We start from the raw sequence: 24619 nt of genomic DNA, 5'->3' as shown, positions 1-24619 counted from the left end.
CGCGCATCAGCGGCCAGGCAGCACCCGATTCGGCGGTCTGTGGCCGTCGATGAAGGTGCGGATATTGATGATGACCTTGTCGCCCATGTCGATGCGGCCTTCGATCGTCGCCGAGCTCATATGCGGCAGCAGCACGACCTTGCCCTCATTGGCGAGCTTGACGAGCTTCGGATTGACGGCAGGCTCGTTCTCGAAGACGTCGAGGCCGGCGCCGGCGATCTTGCCCTCCCTCAGGCACTTGATCAGCTGGGTTTCATCGACGACATCGCCGCGCGCCGTATTGACAAGATAGGCCGTCGGCTGCAGCAGCGCTAGGCGGCGCGCCGAAATCAGGTGAAAGGTTGCCGGTGTCGAGGGGCAGTTGATCGAGACGATGTCGACGCGGGCCAGCATCTGGTCAAGGCTTTCCCAATAGGTTGCCTCCAACTCGTCCTCGACGGCCGGATTGACGCGCTTGCGGTTGTGGTAGTGAATCGAAAGGCCAAAAGCCTTGGCGCGGCGGGCCACCGCTGTGCCGATTCGCCCCATGCCGACGATGCCGATCCGCTTGCCGTGAATGCGCCGGCCGAGCATCCAGGTGGGAGACCAGCCGGCCCACTCGCCCGGCTTGTCGGTCAGGATCCGCGCCCCTTCGCCGAGCCGCCTCGGAACCGCGAGAATCAGCGCCATCGTCATATCGGCAGTGTCCTCGGTGAGGACGTTCGGCGTGTTGGTGACGGTGATGCCCTTGCGCGCCGCCGCCTCGACGTCGATGTGGTCGGTGCCGTTGGAGAAGCTGGCAATCAGCTTCATCTGCGGTCCCGCCTCATCGATCAGCGCCGCATCGATGCGATCGGTGACCGTCGGCACCAGCACGTCGGCGGTCCGCACAGCGGCGACAAGTTCGGGAACGGAGCGCGGCGCGTCGTCGATGTTCAGCTCGGCATCGAAGAGCTCCCGCATTCGGGTTTCGACGGCATCCGGCAGTTTGCGGGTGATATAGACCTTCGGTTTTTTCTTCGCTGTCATGGCTGCCTGCGATGCCTTGTTCAGAGGTCTTTAACCAAGAGGGGTGATAATTTTCCCGTTCCGGGCAATTTCTACCAGACCCGCACGCGAAGACAAACAAAACTCGTGGTGCAGCCGGGGAATGTCAAAGCCCGGAGCGCGTGCAGGCCGGGCTTGCCCGCGAATTCGAGCAAACGGAAGCCTCCATGCGCAGCAAAGTCCTGAAGTCCTGCCTCGCCCTCGCGATCGCTCTGGCCGCATCCATGGGAACCTTAGAATTTGCTCATGCGCAAGCGGCCAAGGGGCCGAGCGGCCTGCCATTGCCGCGCTTCGTCACATTGAAATCGAAGCGCGTCAACCTGCGCATCGGCCCCGGAACGGATTTCGCCGTATCGTGGATGTATCTGAAATCCGGCCTGCCGGTGGAAGTCATCCAGGAATACGACAACTGGCGCCGCATCCGCGATGCCGACGGCACTGAAGGCTGGGTCAATCAGTCGCTGCTATCAGGCCAGCGCGCGGCGATCGCGGCACCCTGGATGAAGACGAAGGGCAAGGGCGTCTATGTCAATCTGCGCCGCGAGGCGCAGCCCTCCGCCTCGATCGTCGCCAAGCTCGAACCCGGCGTGATGCTGACGATCGGCGAATGCAACGGCGATTGGTGCCACGCAGAAACCGACGGCGCCGCGGGTTGGGTGGCGCAGTCGGAAATCTGGGGCGCCTATCCCGGCGAAGCCTTCAAATAAGCCCCGCCTGTTTGGCGGCGTCGGAAAGCGACGTCATCGGGCGTGGGCCGATCTGCTGTATGACAATGCCGGCGGCGAGACAACCGAGCTTGCCGCAATCCTCCAGGGACCGTCCCTGCGTGTAGCCATAGAGGAAGCCGGAGGCAAACAGGTCGCCGGCGCCCGTTGTATCCACGACTTCGCGGATCCTGATTGCATCGACGTAATAACGCTCCCGGCCCTTCAGGATGACGGCGCCGTTCTCGCTCATCGTCACGGCGGCGATCTTGCAGTCCGCGGCGATCCTGTTCAGCGCCTCTTCGAAATCGTCGGTCTGGTAAAGCGACAGTGCCTCCTGGCGATTGGCAAAGACGATATCGACCTTGCCGGAGCGCATCAGATCGAGGAACTCGCCGCGATACCGGTCGACGCAGAAACTGTCGGACAGCGTCATCGACATTTCCCGGCCGTGTTGATGGGCGATGCGGGCGCAATCGAGAATCGCCTCCTTGGCGCGCGGCGGATCCCAGAGATAACCTTCGAAATAGGTGACCTTGGCATCGGCAACGACATCGGCCTCGACATCCTCAGGACCGAGTTCGACGCAGGCGCCGAGATAGGTATTCATCGAACGCTCGCCATCCTCGGTGACGAAGATCATCGAACGCGCCGTCGGCGGGAAGGTGCCCTTCGGCTTCGTCTGATAGTGGACGCCCTGGGCGCGGATATCGTGGGTGAAGATGTCTCCGAGCTGATCTGCGGCGACATTGCCGAAATAGGCTGCCTTGCCGCCCAGGTTGGCAACGCCCGCCGCCGTGTTGCCGGCGCTGCCGCCGGAGGCTTCCAGTGCCGGTCCCATGCGCGAATACAACAGTTCGGCACGTTCGGCGTCGATGAGGTTCATCGCCGCCTTGGTGATCTGGTTGTCAATGAGGAACTGGTCGTTGCAACGGGCGATGATATCCACGATTGCGTTGCCGACCGTCAGAACATCGAATCTTGTCATGGAATGGGGGGTCCCGGATTTGTGATAGCCGGGGTTCGGTCTTAGCGAAATTTCCGCGGTTTGGAAGGACAAATGGTGAATAGCGCATCTATTTCTTCGCAAAAGTGCCGCTTATTCGTCATGCCGCTGTCATCTTCGAAATCTACAAGTACTCGCAGGAAGACCGGCATGAGCAGCTTTCAGTTGCAGCCGGGCGCCCGAGGGATGATCCCTTCGATCTTACCGGCGCGATGCTGACCACGGATGAACTGGCAGCTTCGTGATCCCTCCGGCAAGGCCGGAGCGGAAAAGCGGGCTGTGCCCGCTTTTTTTGCTTTGCGGAGAGCTCAGCGGCCGGAGCGGGCGGCGCTTGCCCTTTGCTGGTCGAGCGCCGTTCGGACGCACAGGACGCTCTCACTCTTCAAATCTACGCATTGGACTTACCGAAAATCGATTCCGATTTTCGGGTCGATGCTGTAGAGGTCGGATACTCCCCTCCCCGCAGAGCATCCCGCCTCATGTCAGCCATCATTCTCGACGTCCTTCCCATCTTCATCCTGATCCTCATCGGCTGGGTGATCGTTCGTAGCGGTCTGATGACCTCGAATGTCGGCGACGCGCTCAGCGAATTCGTCTTCAAGATCGCCGTGCCGCTTCTGCTCTTCCGCACCATCGCCGAAGCGGATTTCCACGGCGCCTCGCCTTTCCGGCTCTGGATCGTCTATTTCTCCGGTGTCGCCATCACCTGGACGGCCGGGCATATCGCCGCAACGCGGCTTTTCGGCCGCGATGAACGGATCGGCGTTCTCGCTGGGGTTTCCTCAGCCTTCGCCAACAACGTCTTCATCGGGCTGCCGCTCGTTCAGCGGACCATCGGCGACGAAGGGCTGGTGGCGTTGTCGATCCTGCTTGCCGTGCATCTGCCTGTCATGATGGTCGCCGGCACAGTGCTGATGGAGCATGCGGAGCGCAAGATCGCCGGCAAAAGCGACCGCAGCATGGTGTTCGTGCTTCGCCAGATCGTCATCAATCTCATACGCAATCCGCTGGTGATCGGGCTTGCAGCCGGCATGGCCATGCATCTTTCCGGCCTTACCATGACGGCGACGCTGGCGACGGTCGTCAATCAGATCGCCGGCATTGCCGGTCCGGCGGCGCTGATCTCGCTCGGGATGGCGCTGGAGAGATACGGCGTCTCCGGCAATTTCGGCATTGCCAGCGTCACCTCGAGCTTAAAGCTGCTGCTGCTGCCCGGTTGCGTCTGGGCGGCGAGCCATCTCCTCGGCCTCAGCCCTGCATGGACGGCAGCGATCGTGCTGACCTCGTCGGTGCCGACAGGCGTCAACGCCTGGCTGATCGCCAACCGGTTTGGCGTCGGTCACAGCCTCGCCGCCTCGACGATCACGGTGACAACGGCGCTCGGCGCCATCACGGTCTCGCTCTGGGCTTATTTCCTGGGGGCCTGAGCGGGTCTCGGCATAATAAGAAAAGCCCGGCTTGCGAGCCGGGCTTTTCCATGAATGCGATCATCCTGCCGTTCACTGCGTGGCTGTTTTCGGATCCGGCAGCGGCACCGGCGAATCAGCCAGCGTGTGCAGGTAGAGGATGACGTTGGCGCGATCCTGATCCTTCGGCAGACCGGCAAAGCCCATCGCGGTGCCGGGAACGTCCTTCTTCGGCGCCAGCAGGAACTTGTTGAGATTCTCAAAAGTCCACTTCTCGCTGCTGCCCTTGGAGAAATCCTTCATCGCAGAGGAATAGGCGAAGCCTTCATGCGAGGCGATCGGGCGATCTACGACACCAAAGAGGTTCGGACCGACCTTGTTCGGTCCGCCTTTGGTGCCGTCATGACAGGCCTGACACTTCTTGAAGACCGCTTCACCGGCCTTGGCATCTGCAGAAGCGAGCAACTGCGCGATCGGAACGGCAGCGGCCGGCGCAGCTTCGCCACCGGCGGCCGGCGCCTCTTCCGCAACGATCGCGAAACCTTCCTTCTCCGGCGCTTCGGAATGGAAGATCCCCTCGGACGCGATGGAGACCGACATCAGAACGAAAATCGTTCCGAGCAGCGCCCCCACGGCCGTATTGACGTATGAATTCATCTGCAATGCTCCCCTTGCAGCCGGCAGACCAGAACCGGACCATCTTGAAATCGCGCGGAACCTATGTCTTTTGACTGTTCGTTGCAACTGTCTAAATGGTCTTATGCGTGAGACTTTTTGACACTTTTCAGCCCGGAATAGAAGGCCCGAACAATGCGTGATTCAAATTTCGACGACGTGCTCGTATTGATCCCGGCACGGATGGCTTCAACTCGGCTTCCGGGCAAGCCGCTCGCCGATATTTGCGGACTGCCGATGATCGTGCAGGTGGCGATGCGCGCAAAAGAAGCCGAAATCGGCCGGGTCGTCGTCGCCGTCGACGACCCGCAGGTGTTCGATACCGTGGCTGCCGCCGGCTTCGAAGTCGTCATGACCAGCAAGGATCATGAATCCGGCTCGGACCGTATCTTCGAAGCGCTGAAGAAGGTGGATCCGGACGGCAAGGCGAAGTTCATCGTCAACGTCCAGGGCGACCTGCCGACGATCGAGCCTGAAACGGTGCGGGCGGCCTTGCGACCCCTCGAGAACGAAGCAGTCGATATCGGCACGCTGACTATCGAAATCGATAATGAGGAGGACAAGACCGCGCCGCACATCGTCAAGGTCATCGGCTCGCCGATTTCCGACACCCGCCTGCGCGGCCTCTACTTCACTCGCGCCACGGCGCCTTACGGCAAGGGGCCGCTCTACCATCATATCGGCCTCTATGCCTATCGGCGCGCTGCGCTCGAGCGGTTCGTCTCGCTCGGCCCGTCGACGCTCGAAAGGCGCGAATCGCTGGAGCAATTGCGGGCACTGGAGGCCGGCATGCGCATCGATGCCGAGATCGTTGACACGGTTCCGCTCGGTGTCGATACTCCGGCCGACCTCGAAAAAGCGCGGCGAATCCTCTCTGCACGGCAGAACTGACGGGACTATCATGAACATCAAGACCAACAGGATCGCCTTCCAGGGCGAATTCGGCGCCAATTCGGACATGGCCTGCCGCGACATGTTTCCGACTATGGAGCCGCTGCCCTGCCAGACTTTCGAGGATGCCTTCACGGCGGTCGACAATGGCGACGCCGATATCGCGATGATCCCGATCGAGAACACGATTGCCGGACGCGTCGCCGATATCCACCATCTGCTGCCGGAATCGCGGCTGCATATCATCGGCGAATATTTCATGCCGATCCGCTTTCAGCTGATGGTGCTGCCCGGAGTCACCAAGGATGAGATCCGGACGGTGCACAGCCATATCCACGCACTTGGACAGTGCCGCAAGATTGTGCGCGCTCACGGCTGGAAGCCTGTCATCGCCGGCGATACGGCCGGGGCGGCAAAACTCGTGAAGGAAACCGGCGATCGCTCAATGGCGGCGCTTGCTCCGCGCCTTGCCGCCGATCTTTACGGGCTGGAGATCGTCGCCGAGAATGTCGAGGATACGGAAAACAATGTCACCCGTTTCGTGATCCTGTCGCGCGAGGAGGAATGGGCGCAACGCAATTCGGCTGAGGAAAAGGTCGTCACCACCTTCGTCTTCAACGTCCGCAACATTCCGGCAGCGCTCTACAAGGCGCTCGGCGGCTTTGCCACGAACAATATCAACATGACGAAGCTCGAAAGCTATCAGCTCGGCGGAAAATTCGTGGCGACGCAATTCTACGCCGATATCGAGGGCCATCCGAACGATCCGAACGTTCGCCGAGCATTGGAGGAGCTGCGTTTCTTCTCCGAGAAGGTGCGCATCCTCGGCGTCTACAAGGGGCATGTGATGCGAGGCCTGCTTTAACAGACCTCGCGCTCTCTTATTATTTATCCGGCTCGCAGACGCGCAGCCGGTGCCCGTCCGGGTCGAGCACCACGAAGGTCGGGCCGAAATCGAGTTCGGTCAGTTCCTGGGCAATCGGCAGGCCGCGCTGACGCCAGTCATCATATTGCCTGGCGACGGCATTTTCTCCCGGCAGCATGAAGGCCACTTCGCCTCGATTGCCGATGGCGGAGGGCTGCGGCTCGACCTTGCTGCGCCGCCAGAGACCAAGGGTGAAGCCGCCATCGAGCGGGAAGGCGACGAAATTCGGCGCTTCCACGGCCGGTTCCCGGTTCAGGAGGTTCCGATAGAAGCTGGCGCTCTCGGCCGGATCCTTGACATAAAGGATTATCAGATTGGGGCTGATCATTGCGGTTCTCCCGTTGCTGTAAGTTGGGGCCTGCGAGATCTCCTGCTGCCAGTTTATGGCAGCAGAAAACAGAAGGCGCTGCGAAAGCAACGCCAGCTCTCGTCAAGTGAATGAGCTGGACAATCAGATTTTAGAGCGGGAACCGATCATGGAGGCGCGGGTTGCGCCCATCAATGAAACCGAGGTCGCACTTGCAGGAATCCGGTATGGCTTCGATATCGAGTTTTGAGCGGCTCGGCTCGGAGATCCGGAAAAAGCTCATAGCCAGGCGCAGCAGGCCGGAGCCTGCCGACTGCCGGACGTCGGCGAAAGTTTCGGCTGAAATGATATCGGCAAAACTGTCGGTGGCGAAGCGATCGCCGGCCTGTTGAATGATTGGAGGCGTTACCATGATCAGTACTCCTTCCCAAGCGCATCGGCACGATGCGCAAAACCTGGATGTCACAGCGTCCTTGCGCGTCCGAAGACGCGCGGCGCTGTAGTGAAGTGAGACTGATAATAACTCTCCCTGCTGACAGTTTATGGCAGCAGCGTTCAGGTCTCCAGCGGCACGTCCTGCGTCTCGCGCCATTCCTTTAGGAGCGCTGTGCGGCGGCGGGGATAACGCATCTCATGAACCGCCATATCGATGATGCGATCGGTGCGGAAATGGCGGAAATCCTGGCGCAGTTCGCACCAGGCCATGATGATGCGCACATGCTCGAAATAACCGAGCGCGAAGGGCCAGACACGGCGGCGGGAGATCCGACCCTGCTCGTCGCCGTAATGCAGTTCGAGCACGCGCTCCAGACGGATCGCCTTGCGGATAGCCGAAACATCAGCCCTGTCCTCGTCCTGACGCTTGCGGCCAACGAAGAGTGTCGCCGAATCGACCGTTTCACGCATGTCGGCCGGCAGCACGGCGACGATCTTGGCGAGCGCATCGGCGCCGGCGCCGGCAAGGCGCGGCTCGGCGGCGCGGGCCACCCAGCGCGAACCGAGCACCAGGGCTTCCAGCTCTTCTTCGGAAAACATCATCGGCGGCAGCATGAAGCCGGGCTTCAGCACATAACCGATGCCCGCCTCGCCTTCGATCATCGCGCCCTGGGCCTGCAGGCTGGCAATATCGCGATAGAGCGTGCGCAGGCTGACGCCGGTTTCCTGGGCAAGAACAGTTCCGGTCACCGGCCGCCGATAACGCCGAAGCGTCTGGAGCAGCGTCAGCAGCCGTTCCGAGCGGGCGACCGGCATGGCGCTACCGCTTCCACTCCGCCCAGTCGCGCATCAGGCGGTGGGCGATCGCCCCTTTCGGTGGAGAGGCCTTGCCGGTCGCACTCGGGCGTTCCAGCATCTCGATTGTTTCCTCGCGGGTGAACCAGCGGCAATCCTCGAGTTCCGTCTCGTCGCGCGTAATTTCGGTGGATTTGGCCTCGGCGTAACAGCCGATCATCAGCGAATGCGGCATCGGCCAGGGCTGCGAGGCGTGATAGCGGATGCGGCCGGTGCGGATGCCGGATTCCTCCAGCGTTTCCCGGCGCACGGCGTTCTCGATGGTCTCGCCGGGTTCGACGAAGCCGGCAAGGCAGGAATACATGCCGGGCGCAAAATGCGGGCTGCGCCCGAGCAGGCAGAGATCGCGCGTTTCGTCGATCGTCAGCATGATGACGACGGGGTCGGTACGAGGAAAGATCATGTGTTCGCAGGCGGCGCAGACGCGCTTGTAGCCGCCGATATGAATCTCCATCGCCGCGCCGCAGCGGCCGCAGAATCGGTTGTCGCCATTCCAGCGGATGAGGCTTGCGGCCTGGGCGAATTCGCCGAGCAGGACTTCGTCGATCAGCATCTCGCGGAACAGCGTGCGGCCGTCGGCGGGCTTGTATTGGCTGGTGAGATCGTCGACGTCGATGCCGACGGGAACGGCAAGGCGCGGCTCGCCTGATTTGCGGTAGCCGAGCAGCACCGTCTCGTCCCAATTCGGCTGCAATTCCTGCAGTTCGTAACGGGCAAACAGCGGATCGAGCACCTGGCCGTCATGTTTCAGCACCAGCTTGTCCCGGGCAAAGGCGAAGATATGGGTACCGTCCTTTGCCAGCGCCTTTTCGACGGAATGTTCGTCGCGGTGTTCGGAATCGCGATTGAGGTCGTTGGCGGCAAAGGCAGTGAGATTGCTGGGTTCCGGATGGGGCACATCCGAATCGAAAAGCGAATGGTTCATGATGAAAGGGCTTCCCGCAGCTTTGCTGTGAATTCGTCTCTCCTTGCGTCCTCGTAAGGCTCCGCGCGCCCGAAACCCCAGACGGGACCCGGCCAGTTGGCGTCGCCTTCGAAGCGGGCAATGACATGAACATGAAGCTGGCGGACGATATTGCCAAGAGCCCCGATATTGATTTTTGCAGCACCGGTAATGTTCTTTAAGGCCTTGGCGACGAGCTCGGTCTCGAAGGCGAGCAGCACCTGATCGAGCGGCGTCAACTCGAAGATTTCGGTAATACCAGCCCGGCGCGGAACCAGAATGAGCCAGGGCCAGCGGGCATCTCTCGACAATCTGAGATCACAGAGACCGGTGATCATGATGCTGACGCTGTCGTTTTCCAGCCGGGGGTCGAGCACAAAACCGTCCAAAGGGCATTCCTCCTGTCTTTTCCTACGACTAGCAGTTTTTTTGGATGTTGGCTTGCTTTTGATGACGATATTGCCGATATGTGCATCCGGGAGGTTGGTGGTGGACGAGCCACTCGCCAACCGGGTCAGGTCCGGAAGGAAGCAGCCCTAACGAGCCCGGCACGGGTCATCGTGCCAGCCTCCCACCTTCTCTCCACGAAATGCCCGACGATCCCGGGCGACAAGCAGGGCGATGAGCGACACCGAGCGACAATCAAAAGATGCCGCCTCGACGGGCACCGGATACCGGGTGCTGGCTCGCAAATACCGCCCCAAGGATTTCACGGACCTGATGGTCGGCCAGGAGCCGATGGTCCGCACGCTCACCAACGCCTTCGAGACCGGCCGCATCGCGCAGGCCTATATGCTGACCGGCGTGCGCGGCGTCGGCAAGACGACGACGGCGCGCATCCTGGCGCGGGCGTTGAATTACAAGACGGCAGAAATAGACAAGCCGACGATCGACCTGCGTGTTCCCGGCGAACATTGCCAGGCGATCATGGAAGGCCGGCATGTCGATGTGATCGAAATGGATGCCGCTTCACACACGGGTATCGACGATATAAGAGAGATCATCGAGCAGGTGCGCTACCGGCCGGTTTCGGCGCGCTACAAGGTCTATATCATCGACGAAGTGCACATGCTGTCGACGCAGGCCTTCAACGGCCTGCTGAAGACGCTCGAAGAGCCGCCGGAGCATGTGAAGTTCATCTTCGCCACCACCGAAATCCGCAAGGTGCCGATCACCGTGCTGTCGCGCTGCCAGCGCTTCGACCTGCGCCGCATCAGCGCGTCGGATCTCGTCGGGCTGTTCACGACAATCGCGGCCAAGGAGGGCATCGAGGCGGAAGGCGACGCGCTGGCTATGATCGCGCGCGCCGCCGAAGGCTCGGCGCGCGACGGCCTGTCGCTGCTCGACCAGGCGATCGCCCATGGCGCAGGCGCCGTGCAGACGGAAGCGGTGCGCGGCATGCTCGGCCTTGCCGACCGCGCCCGGATCGTCGATCTCTTTCAGCATATCGTCAAAGGCGACGTGGCCGGTGCACTCGGCGAGTTCCAGAGCCAGTATGAGGCTGGCGCCAATCCGGTGGTCGTGCTCACCGATCTTGCCGATTTCACCCATCTGGTGACGCGACTGAAATATGTGCCGGATGCGGCAAACGACCCTTCTCTGAGCGAGATCGAGCGCACCAAGGCGGCGGAATTCGCTAGGGGTGTTGCGGTGACGACGCTGTCGCGCATCTGGCAGATGCTGCTGAAGGGCATTCCCGAAACGGAAGGCTCGTCGCGCACGGCGGGTGCAGCCGAAATGGTGCTGATCCGACTCGCGCACGCGGCCCATCTGCCAGCGCCCGAGGATGCGGCGCGGCGGCTTGCGGAGTTTTCCGGCGACAATGCCGGCTCGCGCCCCTCCTCCCCGCCTTCCGGCGGAGGCGGCGGCACGCGGGTTCCCTATCAAAGCAGTGTCGCGGCACGCGCGCCTGATATCGCGCCGAGCAAGCCGCAGCCTTCGGCGCCGGTGGCAATGCTGCGCGCCGTGCCGAGCAGCCAGCCCGAGACCATGCCTGTCGGGCGGATAGAGGCGAAACCGGCGGAAGCGCCGAAGCCGCTCGTCAAGGTCAATTCGGTCAGCGATATCGTCAATCTCGCCACCGAGAAGCGCGACGCGAAGCTGAAGGCGATGGTGCGCAATTTCGTGCGCCCGGTGCGGATCGAGCCCGGCCGGCTTGACGTCAGCCTGACCGAAGGCGCGCCGACGACGCTGCTCAACGAGCTTGCCGTCAAGCTGAAGGAATGGACCGGCATCCACTGGATCGTTAGCCTCAGCCGCGACGAAGGCCAGCCGACGCTGGTGGAAGCAGAGGCCAGGACCCGGGAACAGCATGTCATCGATGCCCGCCAGGACCCTGACGTGGCGGCGATCCTGGCGCATTTTCCCGGCGCAAAGATCATCGACGTGCGCGTGCGGGCGCCGGAACCGGAAGAGGAAGGCGAGGCCAAGCCGCCGGCTGCCGCCGAATCCGAAGAAGGCGACATTCTGCCCGGCGACGACATAGAATTCTAAGGTTTCAAGAAGGAGTGAGACGATGCGCGACATCATGGGCATGATGGGCAAAGTCAAGGAAATGCAGGCCAAGATGGAGCAGATGCAGGCGGAGATCGCCGAGCTCACGGCCGAAGGCAAGGCCGGCGGCGGCCTCGTCACCGTCGTCATTTCGGGCAAGGGCGACCTGAAGAGCCTGAAGATTGACCCGTCGCTGTTCAAAGAGGACGATGTCGAGATCCTCGAGGATCTAGTCGTTGCCGCCCACAAGGACGCCAAGGACAAGGCTGAGGCGCTCGCCGCCGAAAAGACCAAGGCGCTGACCGCCGGCCTGCCGATCCCGCCCGGCTTCAAGCTGCCGTTTTGATAGCAGACAATTGATAATCATATTGACTGCGGTTCCGATAGCCGATGCTGCTATCGGGCCGGCGACACCTGCAGAACGCCGCTCTTAACGCTGCGCTTCCAGCATCGCCCGCAGCTTATAGTGAATGGGAGCAGCGAGATATCGCGACCGGTCCGCCTCCGAAAGCTGCCGGCCAAATGTTTTCATCAGCTCCGGTATCGTGACTTTCTCTCCAACAAACGCCTGATGCTCCACCGGCATTCCGGCCTTGGCCACACCGGGTTTGATGACGCGGCAATAGATGCCGGGGCTGGCGGCCACGGTGTAGCGTTTGACGAATTTCGCGTCATTCATCCTGGCCGCGAAAGTGGCGCAGGGGATGCGGCACGATGTGACTTCGAGGATGAGATCGCCTGATATGAACCGGTCGCCGACGGCAACGTCGCGATTGTCGAGATCCGAGATCACCATGTTTTCGCCGAAGGTGCCGGGCTCGTGGGGTCGGCCGAGCTCCCTGCTCCACCAGTCGAGCGTCAGCGATCCCTCGATATAAACAGCTTGGTCGACGCCGCCATGGTGTTTGCGGTTGCAGATGGCATCGCCGACTAGTCCCTCGGCATCGATCATCACCGCGCCGTTGACGGGCCGCTTGAAGATGCCGGTCTTGTAACTTTTGCAGGCCAGCCTTTCCGGGTTGCCTGTGCAAAGGGCCAGGATTTTCATGCGACGGCCGATCCTTCCGCGATTCCGTTTTCGTTCCATATCAGTTAAGAACGGCGCATGGCAAAACGAGTCACCGGCCCCGAAATCGAAAAACTCATCCAGCTTCTGGCGAAGGTGCCGGGCCTCGGGCCGCGCTCGGCCCGCCGGGCGGCGCTGCATCTGATCAAGAAGAAGGACCAGTTGCTCGGCCCGCTATCGAACGCGATGGGCGAGGCCTATGACAAGGTGAAGATCTGCTCGCGCTGCGGCAATGTCGATACGGTCGACCCTTGCACCGTCTGCACCGATACGCAGCGCGATCAATCCGTCATCATCGTCGTCGAGGACGTCTCGGACCTCTGGGCGTTGGAGCGGGCGGGCGCAATGAACGCCGCCTATCACGTGCTCGGCGGCACGCTGTCGCCGCTCGACGGGATCGGGCCCGACGATCTCAATATTCGCGGGCTGATCGACCGGATCGGCGAAGGCGGCATCCGCGAACTGATTATCGCCGTCAACGCCACCGTCGAGGGGCAGACGACGGCGCACTACATCACCGATCAGCTGCAGGGACTTGAGGTGAAGATCACGCGGCTGGCGCATGGCGTGCCGGTCGGCGGCGAGCTCGACTATCTCGACGAGGGCACGCTGGCGGCGGCGCTACGGGCGCGGACGGCGATATGAGGGGGTTGCGTATGTGGCAGCGTACCCCCCTCTGTCCTGCCGGACATCTCCCCCACAAGGGGGGAGATCGACAAGAGGCGCAGGCCTCCCAAAATCTTGATCGTGCGCCAGGCGGCTTCGACCATCTTAGGCGCTTCATTTGGGCAAGACGGCGCCCCCAGCCGATCTCCCCCCTTGTGGGGGAGATGTCCGGCAGGACAGAGGGGGGTGTGGCTCGGCGGCTGCTTATATTCGCACTTGCTGCTATGACTGCCCTCCTTCCTCTCCCCTCATACGCAGCCCCATCGAAAGCCGATGTCGAGGCACAGTTCGAAAACTGGGTGCAGAAGGACCTCTGGCCCGAAGCAAAGGCGGGCGGTATTTCCGAGACGACCTTCAAGGCCGCTTTCTCAGGCATCACGCTGAACTGGAACCTGCCGGATCTCGCTCCGCCCGGTTTCCCGCCGCCGAAAGAACAGAAGCAGACGCAGGCGGAATTTTCCTCGCCCGGCCCCTATTTCAACGAGGACCGGCTGCAGAGGCTTGCCGTAACGGGACGCGGCTTTGCCGCGCAATATAGCTCGACGCTGAAGCGGATCGAGAAGACCTATGGCGTGCCGGGCTCGATCGTGCTCGCCATCTGGGGCCGGGAAACCGGCTTCGGCGCCGCGAAGATCCCGGAATCGGCGATCGAAGTGCTGGCGACCAAGGCCTTCATGTCGACGCGCAAGGAGATGTTCCGCGCCGAGCTGGTGGCGGCACTGCATATTCTCGACGGCGGCGACGTGACGCCTGCCGATTTCAAGAGTTCATGGGCCGGCGCGCTCGGCCAGCCGCAATTCATGCCGACGAGTTATCTGAAATATGCGGTGGATTTCGACGGCGATGGCCACCGCAACATCTGGACCTCGGTGCCGGATACGCTCGCCTCGATCGCCAACTATCTGGTCAAGAAGGGCTGGCAGCGCGATCGTGACTGGGGCTTCGAGGTGTCGATACCCGAAGCGGTCTCCTGCGCGCAGGAGGGGCCTGATCTGGCAAAGCCGCTTTCGCACTGGGCCTCGCTCGGCATCGAGCGCATCTCCGGCAAAGCCTTTCCCTCAGGTGAGATGAAGGCTCAGGGCATGATGCTGGTGCCGGCCGGCCGCGACGGCCCGGAATTCATCGTCACGCCGAATTTCTATATCATCAAGGAGTATAACAACTCCGACCTCTACGCGCTTTATATCGGCAACCTCGCCGACCGGATCGCCTCGAACGGCGACGCATTCGAAGGCGAATGGGGCGATGTCGGCAAGATGCTGCGTTCGGATGTCGCCGCCATGCAGAAGGCGCTGGAGCGTCAGGGTTATGACGTCGGCGGCTCCGACGGATTGCCCGGCTATAAGACGCGGCGCTCGATCGGCCAGTGGCAGGCAAAGAACGGCATGAAGCCGACATGCTTTCCCGAAGCCAGCATGAAGGGCAGACTGAAATAGCCGGATTCAGAGGTTGCGTTTCAGCCCTTCATGGCTGACGACGAAACCGAGCTTTTCGTAGAAGCGGATCGAGTCTTTCCGTGTCTTGTCCGATGTCAGCTGCACGAGGCCGCAGCCGCGCTCGACGCATTGGGCGACCGCCCATTCGATGAATTGCGCGCCGAGGCCCGCTCCGCGACACTCTCTTGCGATACGCACGCTTTCGATCTGCCCGCGCCACATGCCGGTCCGGGAGAGGCCGGGAAGAAAGCTCAGCTGCAGGCAGCCGACGACCTGGTCGGAGGCGTCGGTCGCGACAGCAAGCAACTGGTTGGCATCCGCCTCGATCGCCGCGAAGGCCGAGAGATAACGCGCATCGACGGGATCGGAGACGATTTCCCTGGCGGCGCCGAGATCGTCATCGGCGAGAAGCCGGACGATGGCGGCGAGATCGGATAGACGGGCGAGCCTGAAACTGTACATGGCTGCTCTCAATGATGCAGATCGATCGGCGCCTTGTGGAAGACATCGTCGCCTGGCGGGATGGCCTGGCGCTCGATCATGCGGTGGACATGGGGCGGGCCTTCACCGCGATGGAGCGCTCGCAGCCGGTCGATGTTTTCGGCATCGGCCTGGGTGCGCCGCTGGTTGTGTCTGATATATTCGACCCAGGTCGGCGTATGGTAGCTTTCCGTCCAGAGGCCGGGATTTTCGAGATCGCGCATCAGCGCCCAATGCCGGGCGCCGTCGCGGATGCGGATGCGGCGGCGCTCGCCCATCAGCGCCATGAATTCCGCCAGATCGTCGTCGGCGATCTCGTAATCGACCTGAATGACGATCGGGCCGCTGCGCGGGGTGATGTCGAGGCTTAAGGCCGGCGCAGTGAAGCGGTTCAGCGGATCGAGATTGAGCGAGGCGAAGGCCGGCATCGAAAACCGCAGGCCAATCGCAATGCCGAGCAGCAGGACGACCGACGCCATCAGCAGCGCATCGGCGACCCCATAGCGGTCCGCCGCGACACCCCAGAGCCAACTGCCACCGGCAATGCCGCCGAAGGTGACGGTCTGATAGAGCGACAGCGCGCGCCCGACCACCCAGCGCGGCGTCGACAGTTGGACGATGGTGTTGAAGAGCGAAAGTGCGGAGACCCAACAGGCGCCCGAAATGAGCAGCCCGGCTGATGTGAGGACGGCGCTCGGGCTGATGGCGGCGATGACGGCGCTCAATGCAAAGCCGGCAAAGGCGAGGCGGATGATCGTCTCGCTTGACAGCGCCTGGCGAATTCTTGCACTCAGCACCGCACCACCGATCGCGCCGATACCGAAGGCCCCGAGCATGAAGCCATAGGTCAGCGGACCGCCGGCAACGAGGTCGAGGGCGACAACCGGCAGCAGCGCCAGGATCGAGCTCGCGCCGATACCGAAAACCAGGCCTCGTACGAGGACCTTTTCAAGATTGGGCGACATCGAGATATAACGCAGGCCGGCGAAGATGGCGCTGCCGAGCGCTTCGCGCGGCAAGGTGGGGACGGGCGTGCTCGGGCGCCAGCGCAGCAGGGCGTAAATCAGGGCGAGGTAACTTGCGGTGTTCACAGCAAAGGCCGCGGCAGCACCCGCTGCCGCCACAATCACGCCGCCGATCGCCGGGCCGACGCTGCGGGTGATGTTGAAACCCATGCTGTTCAGCGTAACGGCGCCCGGCAGATCGGCGCGCGGTACCATATCGCCGACGGAGGCCTGCCAGGAAGGGTTGTTGAGCGCAGTGCCGCAGCCGATCAGGAAGGTGAAGAAGAGCAGCAGCCAGGGCGTGATCCAACCGAGAAGGGCTGACGCCGTCAGCAAGGCCGAAACCGTCAGCATCATGCACTGTGCCGTCAGCATGACCCGGCGGCGATCAAAATTATCGGCCAACGCCCCCGATATCAGCGAAAACAGCATGATCGGCAGCGCCGTTGAGGTCTGCACCAGCGCGACCATGTCCTCGGAGGCGGTAATCGTCGTCATCATCCAGGCGGCACCCACCGCCTGGATCAGGCCGCCGAAATTCGAGGAAAGGCTGGCGAACCAGATGGTGCGGTAGGTATCGTGCCGCAAAGGCGCCAGTGTCGACGATGTATAGCCCACGATGTCTCCCGTTTTTGTTATTGTGTGCCACCGGCAATATATGCGGAAGACGATCGCTGGCCATAGGTCCGTTCCCCTCGCCCGGCATGAATTGGCGGAATCGGTCGCAGACCTTGCAATTTCGGAAAAACCCGACTATATGGCTCTCAAATTCTTGATCGCTTGATGAAGAGTGGGCCGCAAGGACCCGCTCTTTTTTATTAGCTCGATCGCCTGAACAGCTTGAAATTGCGAGGAGCGCCGCTTGTCGGACATGACAAACGCAGACAACGAACTTGAGCCGCGGCTGATTACCGAAACCGGGCTCGACCAGCGTCTTGCCGATATCATCGAACCCGTTCTCGTCGGCATGGGTTTCCGGCTCATCCGCGTGCGCATGCTGAACCAGAACGGCGCGACGATGCAGGTGATGGCCGAGCGCAACGACGGCACGATGACGGTTCAGGACTGCGAAGAAGTCTCGATGGCGATTTCTCCCGTCCTCGATGTGGAAGATCCGATCGATAAAGAGTATCATCTCGAGGTGTCTTCGCCCGGCATCGACCGTCCGATGGTGCGGAAATCCGATTTCGTCCGCTGGCAAGGCCACCTTGTAAAGTGCGAAACGTCGATCATGATCGGCAACCGCAAACGCTTCCGCGGCAAGATCGTCGAAGCAGACGCCGATGGATTCACGCTCGAGCGTGACCAGGTCGCCTACGGGGAAGAGCAGAAGGTCATCATTCCCTTCACGGCGCTTAGCGATGCGAAGCTCATTCTGACCGACGATCTGATCCGTGATGCGCTGCGCGCCGACAAGCTGGCGAAAGCGCAGGCCGCGAACCAGAACGAAGCAGACGACCAGGAATAACCGATCAACAGACCGCTGCAGGGACGGGAACCCTGGAGTAAAGACGGAGAAACAAAACAATGGCAGTCAGTGCGAACCGGCTCGAACTTCTGCAGATCGCAGATGCAGTGGCGCGCGAAAAAGTCATCGACCGGGAGATCGTGCTTGCCGCAATGGCCGATGCCATCCAGAAAGCGGCGCGCTCCCGTTACGGCACCGAGTCCAACATCCGGGCCGACATCAATCCGAAGACCGGTGAAATCCGTCTGCAACGCCTGCTCGAAGTGGTCGACAAGGCCGAGGATTATTCGACGCAGATCCCGCTGGAACTTGCCCGCGACCGCAATCCGGACGCAGCTCTTGGCGATTTCATCGCCGATCCGCTGCCGCCGATGGATTTCGGCCGCATCGCCGCACAGTCCGCCAAGCAGGTGATCGTACAGAAGGTGCGTGAAGCCGAGCGCGACCGCCAGTTCGACGAATTCAAGGATCGCGTCGGCGAAATCGTCAACGGCACCGTCAAGCGCGTCGAATACGGCAACGTCATCGTCGATCTCGGCCGCGGTGAAGGCATCATCCGCCGCGACGAAATGATCCCGCGCGAGAACGTGCGCTATGGCGATCGCGTCCGTGCATACGTATATGATGTTCGTCGCGAACAGCGCGGTCCGCAGATCTTCCTGTCGCGCACGCATCCGCAGTTCATGGTGAAGCTCTTCACCATGGAAGTGCCCGAGATCTACGACGGCATCATCCAGGTGAAGTCGGTCGCCCGCGATCCGGGCTCGCGCGCCAAGATCGCGGTGATCTCGAACGACAGTTCGATCGATCCGGTCGGCGCGTGCGTCGGTATGCGCGGCTCGCGCGTCCAGGCCGTCGTCGGCGAACTCCAGGGTGAGAAGATCGACATCATCCCCTGGAGCCAGGACCCGGCGACCTTCGTCGTCAACGCCCTGCAGCCGGCGGAAGTGGCCAAGGTCGTTCTCGATGAGGACGCCGAGCGCATCGAAGTCGTCGTTCCCGACGAGCAGCTGTCGCTTGCGATCGGCCGCCGCGGCCAGAACGTCCGCCTCGCTTCGCAGCTGACCGGCTGGGATATCGACATTATGACGGAGGCCGAGGAATCGGAACGCCGTCAGAAGGAATTCAACGAACGCACCAACCTGTTCATGGATTCGCTCGACGTCGACGAGATGGTCGGCCAGGTTCTGGCGTCGGAAGGCTTTGCCGCCGTCGAAGAACTTGCCTATGTCGATCTCGACGAAATCTCCTCGATCGACGGTTTCGACGAAGAGACGGCGCAGGAAATCCAGCAGCGCGCCCGCGAATTCCTCGAGCGTCTCGAAGCCGAGATGGATGAGAAGCGCAAGGCGCTCGGCGTTGAGGACGAGCTGCGCCAGATCGACGGCATGACCGCCCAGATGATGGTGGCGCTTGGCGAGGACGGCATCAAGACGATCGAGGATTTCGCCGGTTGTGCGGCCGATGACCTCGTCGGCTGGAGCGAACGCAAGAACGGCGAAACGAAGAAGTTCGAAGGCCTGTTCTCGAAGTTCGACGTCTCGCGTGTCGAGGCCGAGCAGATGATCGTGCAGGCCCGCCTCGCGGCTGGCTGGATCACCGAAGAGGACCTGGCGAAGGGGACCGAAGAAGAGGTCACCGAAGCCGAACAGGAAGCATGATGACCGCGCATGAGCCGAACGTTCATCCCGAGGACGACGATCTTGCAGGGTATGACGTGAACGGACGCATGTGCATCGTGACGCGCGAAAGCGGATCGCCGGAAGAGCTGATCCGCTTCGTCGCGGCTCCCGACGGAACCGTCGTCGCCGACCTGAAGCGCGAGCTTCCGGGACGCGGCTGCTGGGTGAAGGCCGACCGGTCGCTGGTCGACAGGGCGGTGGCGAAAAAGCTGTTCGCCCGGGCGCTGAAAGCGGAAGTGAAGGCAGCGGACGATCTCGGCGCAAGCGTCGACCGACTGCTGGCGGCGCAAGTGATGCAGATGATGAACATGGCGCGCAAGGCCGGCCAGTTCGTCAGCGGCGCCTCGAAAGTGGATGCCGCGGTCAGAAGTGGAGCAGCCCTTGCGGTGTTCCACGCCACTGACGCAGCGGATGATGGAGTGCGAAAAATCGACCAGGCCCGCAAGGCCTGGCACCTCGGAATGGAGACCGAGGAGGAGATACCTTCCTACCGTTTCTTCTCGGAGAGCGAAATGGAAGGCCTGATGGGCCAGAATGCTTTTATCCATGCCGCAGTGCTTGCAGGGCAGGCGGGTGAGGGTGTAGTGAAGCGCGCAAAGATGCTCGAACAGTACCGTATTGGCGGTCAGTCCCGGGCAGCGGGCGGCGCTGGCCGGCAACAACAATGAGGCGGTCACCGGCATCGGCCGGTCTCATTCTCATTGATCGACAGTATTTGAACGACAGGGTCTGATCTAGTCATCGCTCCCTGTCCGAAGGAACGGGAACGAATGACCGATAGTAACGACGACAAGACACTCAGCGTAACGGGCAAGAAGACTCTCACCCTGAAACCATCGGGGATGAGCCAGGGTACCGTTCGCCAGGATATGGGTCGGGGTCGCACCAAGGCGGTCGTGGTCGAGACCCGCAAGCGGCGCCCGATGCGCCCGGAAGACGAAAAGCCGATCACGCCTGCGGTCCCCGCAGCCCCGGTTCGCGCAGCCGAACCGGCGCCAGCACCTGCTCAGGCGCGTCCGCAGCAGTCGACGCCGGCGCCGCGGATTCATCAGCCGGGCGGCGGCCAAGGCAACCAGCGTCCGCAACAGTCCTATCAGCAGCCGCGTCCGAACGATCGCCCGCGCCCTGTCGTGCTGAACCATCTGTCGCCTGAGGAAATGGATGCGCGCCGCCGTGCGCTCGCCGAATCCCAGGCACGTGACGCCCAGGATGCGATCCGCCGCGCCGAGGACGAAAAGCGCCGCGCCGCCGAAGAGGCTGTCCGCAAGGCAGCCGAGGCGGAGGAAGCCGCACGCCGAGCCGTCGAAGAGGCAGCCCGGCAGGCCGAAGCGGCCGCCGCTGCTGCCGCCGAACCGGCTGCCGCTGCTGCAGCGCCGGCTCCCGCTACGGCTGAGGCTCGCCCGAACACGACGCCGCGCCCGGCAGCACCCGCGCCGGCAGCGCGCCGGCCCGATGCCGACGGAGCAGCCGCTCGCCCGGCGCCCGGCGCGCCGGCTGGCGTTCGGGGCCGTCGCAATGACGGCGACGATGACGATCGTGGCGCTTCGCGCAGCGGTCCGGTGCGCGGCCGCGTCGTTCGCCCCGAACCCGCAAAGCCGGTGACGACCCGTCCGAAGACGGATGACGAGCGCCGCCGCGGCAAACTGACGATTACCACTGCCGATGTGGACGGCGAGGACGCCGGCCGCAGCCGTTCGCTTTCGGCGATGCGCCGCCGGCAGGAGAAGTTCCGCCGCAGCCAGATGCAGGAGACTCGCGAGAAGATTTCCCGCGAAGTCGTCCTGCCTGAGACCATCACCATTCAGGAACTGTCGCAGCGCATGTCCGAACGCGCCGTTGACGTCATCAAGTACCTGATGAAAGAAGGCCAGATGATGAAGCCGGGCGACGTCATCGACGCCGACCTTGCCGAACTCATCGCCGGCGAATTCGGCCATACCGTCAAGCGTGTCTCTGAATCCGACGTCGAACTCGGCATCTTTGACATCGCCGACGTTGAAGGCGACCGCGTTTCGCGTCCGCCCGTCGTCACCATCATGGGCCACGTCGACCACGGCAAGACCTCGCTGCTCGACGCCATCCGCCATGCCAACGTGGTTGCCGGCGAAGCCGGCGGCATCACGCAGCATATCGGCGCCTATCAGGTGGAGCAGAACGGCCAGAAGATCACCTTCATCGACACCCCCGGCCACGCCGCCTTCACGGCGATGCGTGCCCGCGGCGCGCAGTCGACCGACATCGCGATCCTGGTCGTGGCGGCTGACGACAGCGTCATGCCGCAGACGATCGAATCGATCAATCACGCCAAGGCGGCCGGTGTTCCGATCATTGTTGCAATCAACAAGATCGACAAGCACGAAGCCGATCCGCAGAAGGTGCGCAACCAGCTTCTGCAGCACGAAGTTTTCGTGGAATCGATGGGCGGTGAAACGCTTGACGTCGAAGTGTCGGCCAAAACAGGCAAGAACCTCGACAAGCTGCTCGAAGCCGTGCTGCTGCAGGCGGAAATCCTTGACCTCAAGGCCAATCCAAACCGCACCGCGGAAGGTACCGTCATCGAAGCCCAGCTCGACCGCGGCCGCGGCTCGGTTGCCACGGTTCTCGTTCAGAACGGTACGCTGAAGCCGGGCCAGATCATCGTCGCAGGCGATGTCTGGGGCCGTGTGCGCGCCCTCGTCAACGACAAGGGCGAGCATATGAAGGAAGCACCGCCGGCGATGCCGGTCGAAGTGCTTGGCCTTTCCGGCACGCCGCAGGCGGGCGACAAGTTCGCCGTGGTCGAGAGCGAAAGCCGCGCCCGCGAAATCTCGGAATACCGCCAGCGTCTTGCCCGCGACAAGGCGGCTGCCCGCCAGTCGGGACAGCGCGGTTCGCTGGAACAGATGATGACGCAGATGCAGAGCACCGGCATCAAGGAGTTCCCGCTCGTCATCAAGGGCGACGTGCAGGGTTCGATCGAAGCGATTGCCGGCGCGCTGGAAAAGCTCGGAACCGACGAGGTCCGTGCCCGCATCGTCCATTCGGGCGCAGGCGGCATCACGGAGTCGGATATTTCGCTCGCCGAAGCCTCGAACGCGGCCATCATCGGCTTCAACGTTCGCGCCAATGCGCAGGCGCGCCAGTTCGCCGAACGCCAGGGCATCGAGATCCGCTACTACAACATCATCTACGACCTCGTGGATGACGTGAAGGCAGCGATGTCGGGCCTGCTGTCGCCGGAACGGCGCGAGACCTTCATCGGCAATGCCGAGATCCTGGAGGTGTTCAACATCACCAAGGTCGGCAAGGTCGCAGGCTGCCGTGTCGTCGAAGGCAAGGTCGAGCGCGGGGCGGGCGTCCGCCTTATCCGCAACGACGTCGTCGTTCACGAAGGCAAGCTCAAGACCCTCAAGCGCTTCAAGGACGAAGTCTCCGAAGTGCCGATGGGCCAGGAGTGCGGCATGGCCTTCGAAAACTACGAAGACATGCGCGTCGGCGACGTCATCGAGTGCTTCCGCGTCGAACATATCACGCGCACGCTCTAATCCTCTGCGTTCCAGCAGCTTGACAAAAGCCATCCGCTCTCCGGCGGGTGGCTTTTCTACCTGCCGGCTTGACCTTTTCAGCCAAAAGAGTCATGGACGCTCTCCTTTGACGGGTTCGATTCCCAGCCGCATCGGCAAACAGAGATAACAATGACCAGACCAACATCATCCGCGCCTTCGCAGCGCATGCTGCGCGTTGGCGAACAGGTCCGCGCCGCGATCACCCAGGTGCTGCAGCGCGGCGAAGTGCGTGACGACATCATCGAGGCGACCGTGATTTCGATCTCCGAAGTGCGCATGTCGCCCGATCTCAAGATCGCCACGGCTTATGTGACACCGCTCGGCGTTTCCGACCACAGCATCGTCATCGAGGCATTAAACCGCCATGCGAAGTTCATCCGCGGCCGGCTCGGGCCGCAGCTTCGGCAGATGAAATACATGCCGGAGGTGCGCTTCCGGGACGACACCAGCTTCGACAACTACAAGAAGATCGACGAGCTCTTGCGTTCGCCCGAGGTGAGCCGAGATCTCGACGGCGACAACGACGAACAATAACAGAAGAGACTGATGTCCAAACCACGCAAACCCAAGGGCCGGCCGATTTCCGGCTGGCTGATTCTCGACAAGCCGGTGGATTTCGGCTCGACGGAAGCCGTTTCCAAGATCAAGTGGCTCTACAAGGCGCAGAAGGCCGGCCATGCCGGCACGCTCGATCCGCTCGCCTCCGGCATGCTGCCGATCGCGCTCGGCGACGCGACCAAGACGGTTCCCTATGTAATGGACGGCCGCAAGATCTATGAATTCACGGTGAGCTGGGGAGAGGAGCGCGCGACCGACGACCTCGAAGGCGAGGTCACGCAGACATCCGACAAGCGTCCGACCGAACAGCAGGTCCGCGACATCCTGCCAAAATATATCGGCACGATCAGCCAGGTCCCGCCGCAGTTTTCCGCCATCAAGATAGCGGGTGAACGCGCATACGACCTGGCGCGCGAAGGGGAAGCCGTCGAGATCCCCTCGCGCGAGGTGGAGATCTTCCGGCTGACCCTGCTTGCCTGCCCGGACGCCAATACCGCGCATTTCGAAGTGGAATGCGGCAAGGGCACCTATGTCAGGGCGCTGGCCCGCGATTTCGGCCGCGAGCTCGGCTGCTACGGCCATATATCAGGGCTGCGACGCACCTTTGTCGCGCCCTTTTCGGAAGACGCCATGGTGCCGCTCGCAAACCTCGTGGCACTCGAAGCGATCGAGGATATGGACGAGCGGCTTGCCGCCCTCGACGCGCTGCTCATCGACACCTGCGAAGCATTGTCGGCCCTGCCTCATCTCGTCATCAACGAAGATCAGGCGCACCGGCTGAAGATGGGCAATCCGATCCTGGTGCGCGGCCGCGATGCGCCGATTGCTGAAAGCGAAGCCTATGCGACGGCACGCGGCAGGCTGATCGCGATCGGCGAAATCGGCCAGGGCGAGTTTCGACCGAAGCGGGTTTTCGCCTGAGTCCGTTACCACTGACGATTGTCAGGCTCTGCTGTGAGCTTTCGGGAGGTTGTCCATTCGGAGCGGATCGAGGAGACTGGAGCTACCACATCTCGAGTCGGAGGGATCGCCGCGAATGAACATTCAT

25 protein-coding genes and 1 other RNA gene are annotated in these 24619 nt (G+C 62.3%); 15 read left to right on the top strand and 11 right to left on the bottom strand.

The features are described 5' to 3' along the window. Positions 1-6 precede the first annotated feature (6 nt). A complete protein-coding gene (locus tag GGD53_RS20170; protein ID WP_184458646.1) occupies positions 7-1008 on the bottom strand; it encodes a 2-hydroxyacid dehydrogenase in 1002 nt (333 codons plus the stop codon). Between the two features lie 185 nt (positions 1009-1193). Between GGD53_RS20170 and GGD53_RS20165 the strand changes: the two genes are divergently transcribed. Beyond that, on the top strand, positions 1194-1733 hold the full coding sequence (locus tag GGD53_RS20165; protein WP_184458645.1) for an SH3 domain-containing protein: 540 nt from the start codon (positions 1194-1196) through the stop codon (positions 1731-1733). Here the strand turns inward: GGD53_RS20165 and GGD53_RS20160 are convergent. After that, positions 1726-2718, bottom strand: coding sequence for an adenosine kinase (locus GGD53_RS20160; RefSeq protein ID WP_184458644.1), 993 nt, complete (start codon positions 2716-2718; stop codon positions 1726-1728). The genes GGD53_RS20165 and GGD53_RS20160 overlap by 8 nt on opposite strands. 497 nt (positions 2719-3215) lie before the next feature. On the opposite strand from GGD53_RS20160, the gene GGD53_RS20155 reads away from it, so the two are divergent. Further along, the gene (locus GGD53_RS20155; protein ID WP_184458643.1) at positions 3216-4163 is read left to right on the top strand and encodes an AEC family transporter; all 948 of its coding nucleotides are present in this window, start codon (positions 3216-3218) and stop codon (positions 4161-4163) included. A gap of 72 nt (positions 4164-4235) precedes the next feature. Here the strand turns inward: GGD53_RS20155 and GGD53_RS20150 are convergent, their stop codons facing one another. Then, positions 4236-4799 (bottom strand): c-type cytochrome, encoded by a 564-nt coding sequence (locus tag GGD53_RS20150; RefSeq protein ID WP_086081450.1) that lies wholly within the window; start codon positions 4797-4799, stop codon positions 4236-4238. Between the two features lie 153 nt (positions 4800-4952). Between GGD53_RS20150 and GGD53_RS20145 the strand changes: the two genes are divergently transcribed. After that, positions 4953-5708 carry a 3-deoxy-manno-octulosonate cytidylyltransferase gene (locus GGD53_RS20145; RefSeq protein WP_184458642.1) on the top strand — a complete coding sequence of 252 codons (756 nt, stop codon included), beginning with the start codon at positions 4953-4955 and terminating at the stop codon, positions 5706-5708. Between the two features lie 10 nt (positions 5709-5718). After that, positions 5719-6573, top strand: coding sequence for a prephenate dehydratase (locus tag GGD53_RS20140; protein ID WP_184458641.1), 855 nt, complete (start codon positions 5719-5721; stop codon positions 6571-6573). Between the two features lie 19 nt (positions 6574-6592). On the opposite strand, the gene GGD53_RS20135 is transcribed toward GGD53_RS20140, so the two are convergent. The 5 genes from GGD53_RS20135 to GGD53_RS20115 all read right to left on the bottom strand — a co-directional run bounded on the left by GGD53_RS20135 (position 6593) and on the right by GGD53_RS20115 (position 9562). Continuing rightward, positions 6593-6961: a VOC family protein gene (locus GGD53_RS20135; RefSeq protein WP_184458640.1), complete on the bottom strand. Its 369-nt coding sequence runs from the start codon at positions 6959-6961 to the stop codon at positions 6593-6595. Between the two features lie 130 nt (positions 6962-7091). Next, positions 7092-7352 (bottom strand): hypothetical protein, encoded by a 261-nt coding sequence (locus GGD53_RS20130; RefSeq protein ID WP_184458639.1) that lies wholly within the window; start codon positions 7350-7352, stop codon positions 7092-7094. A 143-nt stretch (positions 7353-7495) separates the two neighbouring features. After that, the gene (locus GGD53_RS20125) at positions 7496-8191 is read right to left on the bottom strand and encodes a helix-turn-helix transcriptional regulator (protein WP_184458638.1); all 696 of its coding nucleotides are present in this window, start codon (positions 8189-8191) and stop codon (positions 7496-7498) included. Between the two features lie 4 nt (positions 8192-8195). Next, positions 8196-9155, bottom strand: a complete 960-nt coding sequence (gene nudC / locus GGD53_RS20120) for an NAD(+) diphosphatase (RefSeq protein ID WP_184458637.1) — start codon at positions 9153-9155, stop codon at positions 8196-8198. Then, positions 9152-9562: an HIT domain-containing protein gene (locus GGD53_RS20115; RefSeq protein WP_184458636.1), complete on the bottom strand. Its 411-nt coding sequence runs from the start codon at positions 9560-9562 to the stop codon at positions 9152-9154. The genes nudC and GGD53_RS20115 overlap by 4 nt, the downstream gene beginning before the upstream one ends. Before the next feature lie 89 nt (positions 9563-9651). Between GGD53_RS20115 and ffs the strand changes: the two genes are divergently transcribed. The 3 genes from ffs (at position 9652) to GGD53_RS20100 (ending at position 12012) form a co-directional block, all read left to right on the top strand. Continuing rightward, an RNA gene (ffs, locus tag GGD53_RS20110) (signal recognition particle sRNA small type) lies at positions 9652-9748 on the top strand. 46 nt (positions 9749-9794) lie between these two features. Beyond that, on the top strand, positions 9795-11666 hold the full coding sequence (locus GGD53_RS20105) for a DNA polymerase III subunit gamma/tau (protein ID WP_184458635.1): 1872 nt from the start codon (positions 9795-9797) through the stop codon (positions 11664-11666). Between the two features lie 22 nt (positions 11667-11688). After that, the gene (locus GGD53_RS20100) at positions 11689-12012 is read left to right on the top strand and encodes a YbaB/EbfC family nucleoid-associated protein (protein WP_184458634.1); all 324 of its coding nucleotides are present in this window, start codon (positions 11689-11691) and stop codon (positions 12010-12012) included. A gap of 84 nt (positions 12013-12096) precedes the next feature. Here the strand turns inward: GGD53_RS20100 and GGD53_RS20095 are convergent, their stop codons facing one another. Further along, positions 12097-12714, bottom strand: coding sequence for an MOSC domain-containing protein (locus GGD53_RS20095; RefSeq protein WP_184458633.1), 618 nt, complete (start codon positions 12712-12714; stop codon positions 12097-12099). A 57-nt stretch (positions 12715-12771) separates the two neighbouring features. Here GGD53_RS20095 and recR point away from each other — a divergent pair, with 57 nt between their 5' ends. Beyond that, entirely contained in the window at positions 12772-13377 is a 606-nt protein-coding gene (gene recR, locus GGD53_RS20090; protein ID WP_184458632.1) for a recombination mediator RecR, read from the top strand. 185 nt (positions 13378-13562) lie between these two features. Continuing rightward, positions 13563-14834, top strand: coding sequence for a lytic murein transglycosylase (locus GGD53_RS20085; RefSeq protein ID WP_184458631.1), 1272 nt, complete (start codon positions 13563-13565; stop codon positions 14832-14834). 6 nt (positions 14835-14840) lie between these two features. On the opposite strand, the gene GGD53_RS20080 is transcribed toward GGD53_RS20085, so the two are convergent. Together GGD53_RS20080 and GGD53_RS20075 are read right to left on the bottom strand one after the other, a co-directional pair. Further along, the gene (locus tag GGD53_RS20080) at positions 14841-15296 is read right to left on the bottom strand and encodes a GNAT family N-acetyltransferase (RefSeq protein ID WP_184458630.1); all 456 of its coding nucleotides are present in this window, start codon (positions 15294-15296) and stop codon (positions 14841-14843) included. Positions 15297-15304: 8 nt separating this feature from the next. Then, on the bottom strand, positions 15305-16936 hold the full coding sequence (locus GGD53_RS20075) for an MFS transporter (protein WP_184458629.1): 1632 nt from the start codon (positions 16934-16936) through the stop codon (positions 15305-15307). Between the two features lie 244 nt (positions 16937-17180). Between GGD53_RS20075 and rimP the strand changes: the two genes are divergently transcribed. The 6 genes from rimP to truB all read left to right on the top strand — a co-directional run bounded on the left by rimP (position 17181) and on the right by truB (position 24492). Then, positions 17181-17786, top strand: a complete 606-nt coding sequence (gene rimP, locus GGD53_RS20070) for a ribosome maturation factor RimP (RefSeq protein WP_041678513.1) — start codon at positions 17181-17183, stop codon at positions 17784-17786. A gap of 59 nt (positions 17787-17845) precedes the next feature. Next, complete coding sequence (gene nusA, locus GGD53_RS20065; protein ID WP_064800221.1) at positions 17846-19447, top strand: transcription termination factor NusA; 1602 nt, start codon at positions 17846-17848, stop codon at positions 19445-19447. Further along, entirely contained in the window at positions 19444-20136 is a 693-nt protein-coding gene (locus tag GGD53_RS20060; RefSeq protein ID WP_184458628.1) for an RNA-binding protein, read from the top strand. Before nusA ends, GGD53_RS20060 begins: the two co-directional genes overlap by 4 nt. A 102-nt stretch (positions 20137-20238) precedes the next feature. Next, on the top strand, positions 20239-22992 hold the full coding sequence (infB, locus tag GGD53_RS20055) for a translation initiation factor IF-2 (RefSeq protein WP_184458627.1): 2754 nt from the start codon (positions 20239-20241) through the stop codon (positions 22990-22992). Between the two features lie 150 nt (positions 22993-23142). Then, positions 23143-23547, top strand: a complete 405-nt coding sequence (gene rbfA / locus GGD53_RS20050; RefSeq protein ID WP_009993666.1) for a 30S ribosome-binding factor RbfA — start codon at positions 23143-23145, stop codon at positions 23545-23547. A gap of 12 nt (positions 23548-23559) precedes the next feature. Next, positions 23560-24492, top strand: a complete 933-nt coding sequence (truB, locus tag GGD53_RS20045; RefSeq protein WP_184458626.1) for a tRNA pseudouridine(55) synthase TruB — start codon at positions 23560-23562, stop codon at positions 24490-24492. Positions 24493-24619 lie beyond the last annotated feature (127 nt).

The sequence above is a fragment of the Rhizobium aethiopicum genome (assembly GCF_014197535.1).
Classification (GTDB): Bacteria; Pseudomonadota; Alphaproteobacteria; order Rhizobiales; family Rhizobiaceae; genus Rhizobium; species Rhizobium aethiopicum_A.
This window is presented reverse-complemented; position numbering and strand designations above follow the sequence as displayed.